We start from the raw sequence: 13,345 nt of genomic DNA on the forward strand, positions 1-13,345 counted from the left end.
TAAGTCTTTGATTCCGACTTTTTACAATTTCACTTTTCATGTCACTGCACTCAGGCCTCCGTGCCTGCGGCCCGGTACAGGCACGGAGGCCTGCACTACTTGATATTGCATTTTAGTAATTAAGCCGGGAACGCCGAGCTTACGCTCGACGCTCCCGGAAATTCCTACTTCTTTTTCGCTTGCGTAGTGAAGAACCGCATCATCTCCTGGCTCGCATCCGGACCTTTGGCGTCGGTATAGCTGCCGCGTTTGCTGCCGCCGGCCCAGGCATGGGCAGCACCATGGATCACCCAGTGCTCGGCCACGATCTGTCCTTCGGCATTTTGATGCGTGGTCTGGGTGTAGGCGTGGCCGTTTGGAATTTTGCCGCGCAACACGCTTGGCTCGGGTGTGCCCGACGTTGCTGCAGAAGTCGCTCCTTGATGACGAACAACTTGGCTTTGCGCCATCACCTTTTCGCCGTTGCGCGGATGCACCGTGGTGTCCCGATCGCCATGAAATACGATGATCGGAATCGTATTTTTCTGTGCAGCAGCCGCCGATTCAGCTGATTTATTAAGCGCCGACCTCCCTGCCACGCCACCTTTCATTGCAGCCAGCGCAGACGGCAAATCATGTGCGGCCGCATACGGCAAACCGGAATGGACGCCGACTGCCGCGTACAGATCGGGATAGTGCGTGCCCATGATGACGGCCATCGCGCCGCCGGCCGACATGCCCGCGATATACACCTGGTTAGCGTCGATATTGTGGCTGCTGATAATCTGGCGCGTGATGCCGGCGATGATCGACGGCTCGCCCTGGTCGCGCTGCTGATCGATGGCATTAAACCAGTTCCAGCACTTGGAGCTGTTGGCTGATTGCGTTTGTGCCGGATAGACGACGAAGCATGGCTTTTCTTCCGCGATGGCGTTCATCCGGGTGCCGGCGGCAAAATCGTCTGGACTTTGCGTACAGCCATGCAGCATCACAATCAACGGCAGCGCCTGGCCGTGGTAACTGCTCGGAATATACAATTTATAACTGCGGCTGCCGGCCTGGTTGGAATAAGAACCGGCGATAAACTGGCCTGCGCTGCTGGCATCTATTTCCACCTCATGCTGCGGCTGCGGAATAAAGGATGGCGTCGAAAATTCGGGCGGGACAAATTGTCCACCTTCGAGGCCGGTTTGAATCCCCAGCTTTGCCAATAAGTCGGACACAAAATCATTCGCCAGCGGGGCCGCAACTTTATCAGCCGCCTTGGCGGCATGCATCGTGTCTTTTTCCGGCAAGGGATTGATATCGTGCATCGGCCGTGTCTGGGGCGCGGTCCAGGCCGAGTACGCCGCAGCATGCTCGGGACTGACGCTTTTTTGCAATGCCTGCTGAATTGCCGCAGTCGCTGCCGCCGATCCGCCGGCCATCATTTTTTGCGTGGCTTCACGCATTTTTTCAAGCATTTTTTCATTGAGTTTCATGGTATTGCTCCTCTCAATAGTCACCGGGCGGTGTGCCATTGGCGACAAGGGTTAATTTTTTGAACCTGGGCAACTTAATGAATGCGCCCGGCGAGCGCTGCTTTGATTGCCGGACTCGCATGCAATGCTCCTAATACCATCACGGAATCAATCGTCGCCAGCGCCAGTTCAGGCGACACATCGGTGCCGATACTAGCCAAACCCAACACTTGAATTTGCAAGCGCTGTCCGGCGGCTTGCACGGCTTCAAGATCTGCGCGGGAATAATGTTGCAACCCGAGCACCAGACTTTTGCGCGCCACCGTTTGCTTGACCACCTCGGCATGGGTGCTCAATTGATTGCGAATGGCGGTGCGGATCAGATCGGTGCGATTGGAATAAAAGCCTTCCTGTACCAATAAATCGATTTGCCCCAGATCGATCAATCCCAGATTGATAGTGATTTTTTCGCTATCACTGAGCTTGGGCCGAATTTCATGCACGCTCATATATCCTCCTATACTCTCAATTTAACTCCGTATGGCATCCATATGCCATCTGTATGGATGGTAGTATAGGTCTCCACATATGATTGTCAAGTAAAAAAACGACGCTATCGACAAAAGTCGATGCGTCGCACTATCGCGATCAAGCAGCGAGCCAAACTACTTATGCGTGCGCCTTCGCCCACGCCGCGATACCGGCAGCATCCATCGCACCGGCTTGCCGCGCCACTTCGAGCCCGTTCTTGAACAGCGCCAGAGTTGGAATGCTGCGAATGGCGTATTGCGCTGCCAATTCCTGCGCTTGTTCGGTATCGAGCTTGACAACCCGGATTGCCGGCTCCAAAAGTTGCGCCGCCTGCGCGTAGGCTGGCGCCATCATGCGGCACGGGCCGCACCACGGTGCCCAGAAATCGACCAGCACCGGAATCTGGTTGCGCGTGATATGCCGTGCAAAACGGGTGCTATCGAGTTCCAGCGGCTGTGCTACGAACAAGAGTTTCTGGCACTTGCCGCAGGTGGGTTGCGCGTTAAGTTTGTCCACTGGGACGCGGTTGACTGCATCGCAATGCGGGCAAACGATATGCAGGGAATCTGGCATGGTTTTCCTTTCGGCTGAAAAAGGGAATGCAACAATTAATAAAGACTTTACGCAAAGACCTTACACAGTCTCACAATTCATTAAAAAACAGGAGTATGCCAAATAACATGCGATTTACCGCATATAAAACATGCGTAATATAAAAATACTCGTAGGTTGGTACTGAATACAACGAAGCCCAACACCATTATCATTAATTTTGGCGAGTATATTTTAAACAACAATCAAAATATGCGGTAAATGCCATGAAAATTACTATACTCACGACTTTATGGTAACTATGCGATCATTGCAAAATAGGAATTTTTACCCGCATGCAGCGCCGCCCGTGCCGCCCCAAGGTACGAATCTGCCGCTCAGTACGCGCATCGAGATAGCCCTGCGCTAAACCGGCACTGTAAGCAAGATCGGGATGGCTATGGGCCAGTTGCGGCAACAAGCGGCCGGCTACCGCGACGTCATTGAGCCGCCCCAACCGGTCCTGCAAGCCGGACAGCGCCTTGAGATACGTTCCCATCGACTTAGGCCGGTACAGCGACTGGAAAAATTCACTGGCATAACGCAATTTCTTGGCCGCAATACGCACCCGATGGCGTGCCTGGGGCGTGTCATCTTGCAGTCTTCGCAATAGTTTGATGCGCTTTTTCAGTTTTTTGTGGCATAGCTGCAGCGTGCTTGCCGCAAAGTCAGCCAGCGGCAATGCCCTCGTTCGGTCGCCCTGCGCCGACGGCGCGCTGTGCAGCCAACTACCGACAGCCAGCAAAAATGCCGCATAGCGCACCGAACCCAAGGCCAATCCAGCCTGATGGCGATGCCGTTGCACCAGCGTATGCGCAACCTGCAGTAGCGCTTCTTGCGCCGGAATCGGGCCGGCATGTGCCAGCGTGGTGCCGGAAAAAACTTCCCAGTCGCGCGCCGCGCCCAATGCGCCCAACAGCCATTTCAATTCGGCCAGCAGCGCCGCAGAGCAAGGCGCGAGCTCGGCGAATAATCCGATTGCGCAGCGCAACCGACGTAGGCCGACGCGCATCTGGTGCACGCTTTCCGGATCGCGGCCATGCATGACCCCGTCCTCATTGCCCTGAATTTGCGCCAGACAATTACCGACTATCGCTTGCAAGCCCTGCTCTACGCTCAAGTCTGGAGTCAGCATCAGGCGCGCCGCCAGCACCACCGTTGGTGCCGGCGCTTGCGGCGTTAGCAGCGCATAACCACGCTCGGCCTTGCTTATATTACTAACGCGCAACGGCAGCGTTTGTTGCAACTCCAATGCAAATTCGAACAGTCCGGCCGGCGCGCCGGATTTGAGTTCCAACTCGATCTCGCTAATCGGCAGAAACAGTGCTTCATGTATAACGTCGCCCTGATCGAGTGCCAGTTCGACCTCTTCCCCGTGCGCTAGACGCAATTGCCAAATCGTGCGCCGGAATTTGGTGGTGAAAATCGGCACCAATTGCGCGCTCAAGTCAGCATTGCGCAATCTCCGGCCCCATTTACTGTGCCGCCCTACCAGATCGGCCAAAGCCGTGAGATCGGGAAATGCGCCAGTCACAGCACATTCCCATTCCTCGCGCTGATGCAGGCCGGCCGCCACCTGACCGTCCGCCTTGAGAGTCTGTATCCACTTACCCTGCACCCGACGCACCCGCAATCCGGCATCGTGTCGTCTGAAATAACTGTCGGGCGTATCGAAATAGATACTGATAAGTTGTTGCGCGGTCGACTTGGCAAGCGCATATCGGCGCAACAAAGGATGCCGGCGAAAAACCGCTACGTCAGTTGGGTCCAGCAATAGTTTCAGTTCGGTTTCCATGAGCACATCCCTGAAAATTGGTTCATCGCAGGCTCCCATAAAGCTGCAAAATAGCATGTCTAAATATAACGTATAACTGTAACGGCACGCATTTGACGCGTTTTTCAGCTCACAATAATTGCAAATGAAGGGGGGTTCATGCTCACGTTAAGTGCAAATGACAGAAGGCCCCTGATTTCGTTTTATTTGGGTCTGGACTCTCAAACGGGAATACATTTAAAACACAAATTGGACCCTATTAATGCATGAAAATTGTCCCAATGGCAGCGACGCGTTTGGGTGTACTCAAACGGGACGGAAAAATGACCGCCAAAAGGACACAGCATCCGAAAACAGATCAATAGCGCAGCGTACAATACGGCCATTTCGTGATTTTGCCTCCAATAAGAGCCTGATCAGTTCCGCCGGACATGCGACGATTATAAGAAAGAAGGGACTAAATTTATGATGAGACGTTTGTGGCAATCGGCAATGATTGGCCTTGCGAGGTCGGCTCGCGTCAAATCGATCATGCAAACATCGCGCGCGACATCGTTCCTGGCCCAAAAATATGTTGCTGGCGTGACACCATCGGAAGGTGTCAGTCGTGCCATTCAACTGTTTGAAAAAGAGAATATTCGTAGTTCTCTTTTTTATATGGGTGAATATGTCGACCGACTTGATCTGGTAGAGCAGAATGTCGAAAACAAAATTCTTGTCGCCCAGGCCTTGAGCGCGGCGTCGATCGATATTCACGTTTCTGTCGATCCGACCCAGATTGGGCACCACATCGCCCCGGAGATCGTGTATGAACGGGCTGCGAAAATTGCAACCGTCATTCGCAACGCCATCGGCAAAAAGGACAGTGTAAATTGCCTGATGTTCGATATGGAAGATGCATCGCTGAACGACCCGACCATCAATGTTCACAATGCGCTCCAGAATGCAGGATACCCGGTAGCGCTGACGCTGCAGGCCTATCTGAAGCGCACAATGACCGACATACAGCACCAGATCGCACGCGGCAGCCGTGTTCGCCTTGTCAAGGGAGCATTCGCAGCGGGACCGGATATCGCCTACACGAGGCTTGTAGATGTGAAGCAGAATTCGCGGGCGCTCATCGATTTGATGTTCTCGCGTGAAGCGAAAGAAGCTGACTTCTATCCGATCATCGCGACCCACGATACGAGGCTACATGACTATACAGTCGAACGTGCTCGACAAAACGGCTGGGAACCGGGCGAGTATGAGTTTGAGATGCTACTTGGTGTGCGAGAGGATGCGGCCAGAGCTTTGGCCCTGCGCGGTGAACGCGTGCGGCTCTATGTTCCATTCGGTCGCGACTGGTGGCCCCATGCCATCCGGCGCATAGGCGAGAACCCTTCGAACGCTCTGCTTCTTGCACGCTCGCTGGTCGGCTGATTATTAATCCACCACCCCACGATACAAACGGGAACACTCATTCACGACCAGATCATGACCGCAGTGAAGGCATAGATCAAACGGATAACGGATAGTCAATTCACTGCATTACGTTCGGCTGTGGATAGTCGTCTGACATCCTTCTAATTTCATTTGCAATTAATGTGAGCACACGGTCATGGAATGCGAGCCGACGCCGATCAATGCAAGCGCATTTGCAGATAATATGAGCACGAGCGCTCTTCATTTGCAGTTAATTCGAGCCAAAAACGGCGTCAAATGCGAGCCCGACCGGTTTCAAACGCGAGCCGTTACAGCTAGCCGTTGGTGAACATTGCCGCCATAAATTGCGGCGTATCGGCACACCCAAACGCGTCAAGTGCGAGCCGTTACACCTGACGCAGCGGACCATGTTGTGCATCAACAAGATGCGTGCCAGAATTCCCTCTGCGTTACGGTTGACACAATCCACCTTTATACGTCTCCACGTCCGCTGTGTATTGGCCGCAAACCAGGTTTGCGCCAAAGCAGCAAGCCAGACAGTCCCAGAAACAATAAAGAGCCAAAACCCCATACCCAGGCGTAGCCAATCATGTCGGCCCAAGGCACCAACGCATAGGCCAGTCCGAGCAGCGCCCAGACAATGGCAATCGGGACGATCAGCCAGAAATCTTCATTCATGTGTTTACTCCTTGAGAATCAATGACCGGCGCCGCCGCCAACGGCGGTTACCGGGAGTGCTTGCATCAGCTCAAAGCCAATCGCCGAGAAGGCGTACATCGCGATCACAATCACCAGCACCGAAATGGGACCGACCCAGGCTTTCAGCCCTGTTTGCACGGGACTGCCGCCCCACGACACCGTCAGTCCAGCCGTCGATGACGCGGTTGTCTGACGTCCGGGCCACAAGGATGCAGCGATACCCGCTGCGAAAGCGGTCAGCGCCACGGCCATGATGCCTCCGCCAATGGCCACGGTCATCATCAGGCCTTGCCACAGGGCCGGTGCCTGTTGCTGGTAAGTCACATCCATCACCCGGCGCGGCACGCCCAGATAGCCGGCCGTTATGCCTGCCGCACCGAACAGCAGCAAGCCTGCAAACGCCAGCCATGGCATCCAGCGCAACAGATCGGGACGCCACAGAGGACGCCCGCCAATGGCTGGCAGTACGACTGCCAGGGCCGCCAGCAAGGTCATACTCACCGTACCGACAGTGAAAAAGTGGAAATAACCCGGCACGAAGAAGGTGTCCGACAGCAGCGGCGCGAGCTGGGCCTGGATCAACACAAAGGCAAACACCAGCCCCAATCCCATGCTCAACACGGCCACGCCCATGGCGGCCATGGCTGGGTGACGCCACGGTAGCAGACGGATCCAGCCGAACAAGCCGCGGCCACCTTGGGCGCGGGCGTGTACTTCCAATGACGCCACGATGATCAGAAAAGCGGTGATCGTAGGCACACTGACGAACAAGGACAATATCGACCCGCCGACTTGAACCACCTTGGGCAAATTTGGCTCCAGAAACATGTGGTAGAGCGAGGTGGGTGGCACAAATATCAGGTACATGGAAAAAACGATCTTCGAGAAGCGCTCTCCAAACACGGATTTGACCCCGGTGAGTGTTTGCATCAGCACGTACCAGAGGATCACCGTCGCCATCAGAGGCAGGTAATGCATGTTGTGAAACACGATGTGCCAGCGGGTGCCGTGGTTGGCCGGAAAGGATCCGACACCCAGCGCCCACAAGACGCCAGGCGCAAAGGTATATAACGCGGCGAATCCCGTCACCATCAAAAATCCGGCCCAGGCGAATAGGGCAAACCCCAGGGCGCTCAGACGCTCCTGTTGACCCTGCCAGCGCGGCTTGAGCAAAGTCGCAATGGCTGAAGCCGGCAGCGCCATCAATCCCAAGGCCAGACACAAGTAACCCAGGTTGAAGACGAGCAAGGCGCTTGGGTTGTCGGCAGCCAGTTCGGGCGCACCGTTGTAAAGCAGCGGCGTGCCCATGAACGAGCCCGCCATACTCAAGCCCAGACCAGCCAGTATCAGCGCGAAGCCGCTCCACGCCAGGCGCGGCAAAGCCAGTCCGCCACTGTGTTCGGTAGCGGCAAAGCCCAACAACAACGCCGCCTGCGCGGTGAACAGCCAGTAGAAGAAGATGCTCTGACCGTGCACGGTCAGAGCGCGGTAGCCGGTGTTCAGAGGGAGGTCCAGCAAGCCACCGCGCACCAGCGCGGTAGTCAGGCCTGCCAATACGCCTATCGCCAGTGCCACCAGCGCGACCGCGGCCATGCTCTTGAGCAGGCGACGGTCATGCGCCGGCAGGGTGATAAAACGTTCGATGTAAGTGGGTGTGGGTGTGTGCGTCATTTTCATGCTACCTCAATCGTTGCCTGCATCATGTCGTGAGCGGCACCGCAATAAACGGTGCAGTACATCAGATAGCGCCCCGGGCGTTGAAATGTAAGCTCAGTCTCGGTGATCCGCCCCGGCAGCAGACGCATCATGCGTCCACCCTTGCCGAACTGGATCGACGCACCGTGGGAAACGTCCAGCGCCATCATCCTGAAGCGGTAAGGTTGACCCACGTCCAGACGCAAAGCATTGGGCAGGTAGTACCACTTGCCGGCGGTCATCAGCACTTCGATTGGCGCACTGTCGACTGCGGCTTCTGGGGCAATGCCATGTCCGGCATGCTGATCTGCCGCCATGCCTTGCATGGCACTATGCCCGGCGTGCGGATCGGCCTTGTGGATTGGCGCAACTGCGAGCCGACGCGGGTAAACGCTACCGTCTGGCAGGCGGTAGCGTTCGCTGAATTCAACGGTCATGCGGCTGAACTCGTCGGGACTGGGACCATTGGCTGCAACGCCATGACCGCCATGTCCCCCCTCTGCGACTGGCTTGATGTGAGGCTGGGCAGCGCCTTCGGCATGGGTTTGGTTATCTGTGCCGTCCAGTCCGAGCAACGCCAGCGGTCCGGGAGCTGCGCCATAGGCGGCCCACAGCCCATACAGGCTGACGCCGCCAAAGCCGGCGGCAGCAATAAAGGCGCGCCGGGTTGTGAAGTGTGTTGTGTGTTTCATTGTGTTGTTCCAAAGACAGTAATACATTGGCCAGCGGAAAACGCGAACGTGCCCAGGCTGATTCTTTGGAAAAACCGAAGAATCGCAGTGCGCACCAGACAGTGCGCAGTAAACCAGCATCGTCCGCGCATGACGCGCGACGATAACGGACTAAGCGATCTGGAGAGTTAAATGCGGAAACAGCAGTTGCGGATAGAGAGCGGTGGCGCGGTGACCCGCGTCAGCAGAAAGGAATTGTGGTGTGCGGCAATCGGGCTGTATGCAGGCTTGATGTCATCGAATATTAGCGACAATGCCACCGGGATAAAGGATTGAACATGTGGCGATTCGGGCTTGTCGAGAGACTGCTTGCCCACTTGCGCGTGCGCATGGCACAGACTGGCCTGCGCCACATCCACACCGTCGCACCCATGCATGCTGCCGGCATCAGCGGATATCGCGACCGGTTTACTGACGAGCCCGATGTTGAACTCCGGGCACGCGTATCCCGCTACAGCAAGCTGCATGAACAGCATGCTGAGCAACGCGATGCAGGCGGCGATAAAGCGGGATGGGCGGGACAGTTTCATTGGTTGCTTTATTTTTATTGGTTTTTTATGAGTTGCTTTATTTTTTCTTGAAAAATGATAGTCAGTGATAAGGTCTATTGTCAAGGATGCAGATCAAATCCACAGACGCCGAAACCCGCTGCATGATGCTTTCTGGATCTCCCGGTCCGGGTAAGGCATTGCTCTCACCGATATCCATTTCGCAGCCATTGCAAAACAGCGGATACGGTGATCCGCGGAACTACGCTGAGCCTGCTCTGACAATTTCCTTGATACCGAAGATGTCAAGGAGGTGCGCGCATGTCAAACATTAAACATGGGCAACTTAAACTTCATGTAATCCATCATCAAACGCGCTAACTAGCGGTTTCATAAGGTTTTTTTAAACTATCCACAACAACTGTGGATAACTTTGTGGATAAGACCCACTTGACAGGCTGCGACGCAAGCAAAGACGTGGGTTTCAATAAAATGCTTAATCCGTTTGCAATAAATAATACGTTTAAAATCAATTACTTGCAAAATCAAATCGAAGAGCGGAAAAAATATTTAAATATTTTTATGCTTGCATTATTTGTGCATAAGTGTTTTTTTCCAACTGTGTTTCCATATAGAAACATCGGAGCTATCCTGGGGTAATTCAGGAGTGACGGCACCGCAGACGCTCGACCAGTTGCGGCAAATCCAACTGACATCGCAAGCTGCTGGCTTCGGCTCTTTGCCGCAGCTGCGGGCGAAAATCATGCTGGCATTCATTAACATAACAGTCGCGTAGCGACTCACTTTGCTCCCCTCTCCCGCAGGCGGGAGAGGGGTCGGGGGAGAGGGCGGCGTTAACGCCCTCCTCGTCACCGTTGATGGCAAAGACGATCCGGTTGCCGCCGCCTTCGGCGCGGCACCAGCACACCCGCAGATCGAACTCCGCATGCAGGTATTGCATGCAGAATGGCAGTTGGGGATCGCGATCAATGATGTTGGCAACCAGCACACCGTGCGGATTGAGGGCGCGCCGGCAGGCCGCATAAAAATGCGCCGAGCATAACTCCGGCGGCAAGCCCTCCGCGCCGAAGCCGTCGAGCAGCAGCACATCAATATCCTGCGCTACGCTTTCCATGAAGTCGGCGGCGTCGGTATGAATGACCCGCAAGCGCGCATCGTCGGGCGGAATCAAGAATTGGTCGCGCAGCGCAATCACGTCGGCATCCAGTTCCAGCACAGTGATACGGGTATCGGGCAGATAGCGATAACAGAACTTGACTATCGAGCCGCCGCCCAGCCCAACCATCAGCAAGTGCTTTGGGGCGGGCTGAAATAGCAGGAAACCCATCATGGCGCGGGTGTAACTGAACATCAGTTCATCCGGCGCAGAAACCCGCATTTCACTCTGGATCGCGACCCCGTTAAAATGCAGGGATAGCAGGTCGCCTTGACGCTGAACGAATGGCTTGCCGCCCGCACCTTCCAACAAGTCCATAAAATCGTCGAAGTAGGTCTTGAATGGCTTGGGCATTTGGCATCCTGTTGGTGGTGGTTGGTTCATTCGTGGTCCGCAATGGTGCGCCAAAGCGGCCCTGCGATGCAAGAAAAAGGCTGCAAAGCAAGACGCATCGTCGATTTATCAGTAAAGTAATCATTTGTTTCAATACTTGTCAGCAACGAACATTTCACCTTGGGAATTCACACGTTTATGAAATACGAAGTCGTCAATATCCAAATCTCACCGGAAGGTCGTCTGGAAGTGCTGTCCAAGGCGGAAGTCAGTAAATTGCTCGATACCAGTCATGGCGGTTTATACGCGTTGTTTCGCAATTGTTCGCTGGCTGTACTCAACTGCGGCAGCGACGTCGATGATGGCAAGGAATTACTGGAGCGTTACAAATCCTTCGAAATCAGCATCATCCAGCGCGAACGCGGCATCAAACTGAACGTCATCAACGCGCCCGCGGTAGCCTTTGTCGACGGCAAAATGATCAAGGGCATCCACGATCACCTGTTTGCCGTGCTGCGCGACGTAATTTACGTCAACGACGAAATCCATGACAACCCGAAATTCGACCTGAATACTGCAGACGGCATCAGCGATGCGGTTTTCCACGTATTGCGCAACGCCAGCATTCTGCGCCCGTTAAACAATCCGCAACTGGTGGTGTGCTGGGGCGGCCATTCGATCAGCCACGAAGAATACGATTATTCCAAAAAAGTCGGCTATCAACTGGGCTTGCGCCATCTCGACATCTGCACCGGCTGCGGCCCCGGCGCGATGAAAGGTCCGATGAAGGGCGCCACCATCGGCCACTCCAAACAGCGCATCCATAGCGGACGCTATATCGGGATTTCCGAACCCGGCATCATCGCCGCTGAAGCGCCTAATGCGATTGTCAACGAACTGGTCATCATGCCGGACATCGAAAAACGGCTGGAAGCCTTCGTGCGCGCCGGACATGGGATCGTGGTGTTTCCCGGCGGCGCCGGCACGGCAGAAGAAATCCTGTACATCCTGGGCATCCTGCTGCATCCCGACAATGCGGCGGTGCCGTTTCCGCTGATCTTTACCGGCCCGGAAAAGTCGGCAGATTATTTCCGCCAGATCGACCAGTTCATCGGCGACACGCTGGGCAGTGCGGCGCAACAGCGCTACAAAATCATGATTAACGATCCGGTCGGTGTGGCGCAGGAAATGCTGGCCGGCATCAAGCTGGTGCGCGAATTCCGCAAGGAGAAAGGCGATGCCTACTATTTCAACTGGATGTTGAAAATCGATGCTGAATTCCAGCGGCCGTTTATTCCCACCCACGACGCCATGCGCAGTCTGGAACTGCACAAGAACCAGCCGAGTCACCTGCTGGCGGCCAACCTGCGGCGGGCTTTTTCAGGCATCGTGGCCGGCAACGTCAAGGATGAGGGAATCCGCACCATAGAACAGCACGGCCGCTTCGAAATTCACGGCGACGCCGCCATCATGGCATCGATGGATGCGCTGCTGACATCCTTCGTAGAACAACATCGGATGAAATTACCGGGGAAGAAATACATCCCCTGCTACCAGATCATCCAGTAACGCGCAGACCGCCAGCGCGCCGGAATGCTCTCTCGGCGCGCTGGCATTCATTGCATGAACTGGATGGGGGTATGATGATAAATACCTTGTTTTCCGCTCTATTTTAGTGCGGCATTGAAAATACTGTCTGGATAATAGCGATACAGGTAGCCGAACAACCAGCGCGTAGGGGCAGGTTCCAAACCTGCCCTCGTATTTTGATGGCGCAAGCGTGGGTTTGGAACCCACCCCTACTTAAGCCGGCAACTCATCAACCAGGTGTGCTGCAAGCGCAGGATGCGGATATCTTTGGCGACGCCGGCAAATTTCTTGCGCAATGCGCTATCAGTAGGGAAATTTTTGACATATTCGTAGCGCTCTCCGTCGGCCAGGGTTTCAATCTGGTAGGTGTTGCCCTCGGCATCGGTACGCGCCACTGGCGCTGTATCTGCTTCCAGATAGTTGTCATCGATCAATATCAACAATCCATCTTTGCCCGTGATTTTGCGCAAGCGCGCCAGCAAGTCGGTTTGCTGCTCACGCTTGACGTGAGCCCAGAAAAATCCGGCGAAGCAAGCCGTGTAATCGTTCGAAAAATCGACCTCAAAGGCATCGATCTGGGCGATTTGCACCTTCTGTCCCGGCAAATCCCGCGCTTGCGCTGCTTTCAGCATCAGCGGATTGTTGTCGGTTGCCAGCACAAAATCTGCCGTGCCTGCCATTGCCGCAGTCCAGTAACCGCTGCCGCACGCCAGCTCCAGCACTTTGTGCCCTTGCACCAGTTCGGCCACGCGTTCGCGCAGGAGGGCGAACTCATGCTGCCGGTCGGGCTGCGTATAAACGCCCTCGCCGCTATGGTTGGCGGTGGCGAGGCTGGTGTAATACGCACTTAATTCGGTATGCAAGGTAGTCAT

The 13,345-nt window shown here is 55.1% G+C and carries 12 protein-coding genes; 2 read left to right on the forward strand and 10 right to left on the reverse strand.

The genetic code is table 11. From position 1 onward, the window contains the following. Nucleotides 1-164: 164 nt before the first annotated feature. The 4 genes from KGFNPO_RS09210 to KGFNPO_RS09225 all read right to left on the reverse strand — a co-directional run bounded on the left by KGFNPO_RS09210 (nucleotide 165) and on the right by KGFNPO_RS09225 (nucleotide 4,356). Nucleotides 165-1,460, reverse strand: a complete 1,296-nt coding sequence (locus tag KGFNPO_RS09210; protein ID WP_472631005.1) for an extracellular catalytic domain type 1 short-chain-length polyhydroxyalkanoate depolymerase — start codon at nucleotides 1,458-1,460, stop codon at nucleotides 165-167. A gap of 74 nt (nucleotides 1,461-1,534) precedes the next feature. Beyond that, nucleotides 1,535-1,948: a CopG family transcriptional regulator gene (locus KGFNPO_RS09215; RefSeq protein ID WP_472631006.1), complete on the reverse strand. Its 414-nt coding sequence runs from the start codon at nucleotides 1,946-1,948 to the stop codon at nucleotides 1,535-1,537. Between the two features lie 160 nt (nucleotides 1,949-2,108). Then, complete coding sequence (trxC, locus tag KGFNPO_RS09220; RefSeq protein WP_472631007.1) at nucleotides 2,109-2,543, reverse strand: thioredoxin TrxC; 435 nt, start codon at nucleotides 2,541-2,543, stop codon at nucleotides 2,109-2,111. A 286-nt stretch (nucleotides 2,544-2,829) separates the two neighbouring features. Then, nucleotides 2,830-4,356 carry a CYTH and CHAD domain-containing protein gene (locus tag KGFNPO_RS09225; protein ID WP_472631008.1) on the reverse strand — a complete coding sequence of 509 codons (1,527 nt, stop codon included), beginning with the start codon at nucleotides 4,354-4,356 and terminating at the stop codon, nucleotides 2,830-2,832. 444 nt (nucleotides 4,357-4,800) lie between these two features. Here KGFNPO_RS09225 and KGFNPO_RS09230 point away from each other — a divergent pair, with 444 nt between their 5' ends. Beyond that, nucleotides 4,801-5,757, forward strand: coding sequence for a proline dehydrogenase family protein (locus tag KGFNPO_RS09230; protein WP_472631009.1), 957 nt, complete (start codon nucleotides 4,801-4,803; stop codon nucleotides 5,755-5,757). Between the two features lie 474 nt (nucleotides 5,758-6,231). Here the strand turns inward: KGFNPO_RS09230 and KGFNPO_RS09235 are convergent, their stop codons facing one another. The 5 genes from KGFNPO_RS09235 to KGFNPO_RS09255 all read right to left on the reverse strand — a co-directional run bounded on the left by KGFNPO_RS09235 (nucleotide 6,232) and on the right by KGFNPO_RS09255 (nucleotide 10,904). Then, the gene (locus tag KGFNPO_RS09235) at nucleotides 6,232-6,438 is read right to left on the reverse strand and encodes a hypothetical protein (RefSeq protein ID WP_472631010.1); all 207 of its coding nucleotides are present in this window, start codon (nucleotides 6,436-6,438) and stop codon (nucleotides 6,232-6,234) included. A gap of 18 nt (nucleotides 6,439-6,456) precedes the next feature. Continuing rightward, complete coding sequence (locus KGFNPO_RS09240) at nucleotides 6,457-8,130, reverse strand: cbb3-type cytochrome c oxidase subunit I (RefSeq protein ID WP_472631011.1); 1,674 nt, start codon at nucleotides 8,128-8,130, stop codon at nucleotides 6,457-6,459. 2 nt (nucleotides 8,131-8,132) lie between these two features. Then, nucleotides 8,133-8,846: a cupredoxin domain-containing protein gene (locus KGFNPO_RS09245; RefSeq protein ID WP_472631012.1), complete on the reverse strand. Its 714-nt coding sequence runs from the start codon at nucleotides 8,844-8,846 to the stop codon at nucleotides 8,133-8,135. 167 nt (nucleotides 8,847-9,013) lie between these two features. Then, entirely contained in the window at nucleotides 9,014-9,415 is a 402-nt protein-coding gene (locus KGFNPO_RS09250; RefSeq protein WP_472631013.1) for a hypothetical protein, read from the reverse strand. 619 nt (nucleotides 9,416-10,034) lie between these two features. Continuing rightward, entirely contained in the window at nucleotides 10,035-10,904 is an 870-nt protein-coding gene (locus tag KGFNPO_RS09255; RefSeq protein WP_472631014.1) for a fused MFS/spermidine synthase, read from the reverse strand. Nucleotides 10,905-11,081: 177 nt separating this feature from the next. Between KGFNPO_RS09255 and ppnN the strand changes: the two genes are divergently transcribed. Then, nucleotides 11,082-12,452, forward strand: coding sequence for a nucleotide 5'-monophosphate nucleosidase PpnN (ppnN, locus tag KGFNPO_RS09260; protein ID WP_472631015.1), 1,371 nt, complete (start codon nucleotides 11,082-11,084; stop codon nucleotides 12,450-12,452). A 230-nt stretch (nucleotides 12,453-12,682) separates the two neighbouring features. Here the strand turns inward: ppnN and KGFNPO_RS09265 are convergent, their stop codons facing one another. Beyond that, nucleotides 12,683-13,345, reverse strand: coding sequence for a class I SAM-dependent methyltransferase (locus KGFNPO_RS09265; RefSeq protein ID WP_472631016.1), 663 nt, complete (start codon nucleotides 13,343-13,345; stop codon nucleotides 12,683-12,685).

The sequence above is a fragment of the Gelidimonas diazotrophica genome, assembly GCF_055694025.1.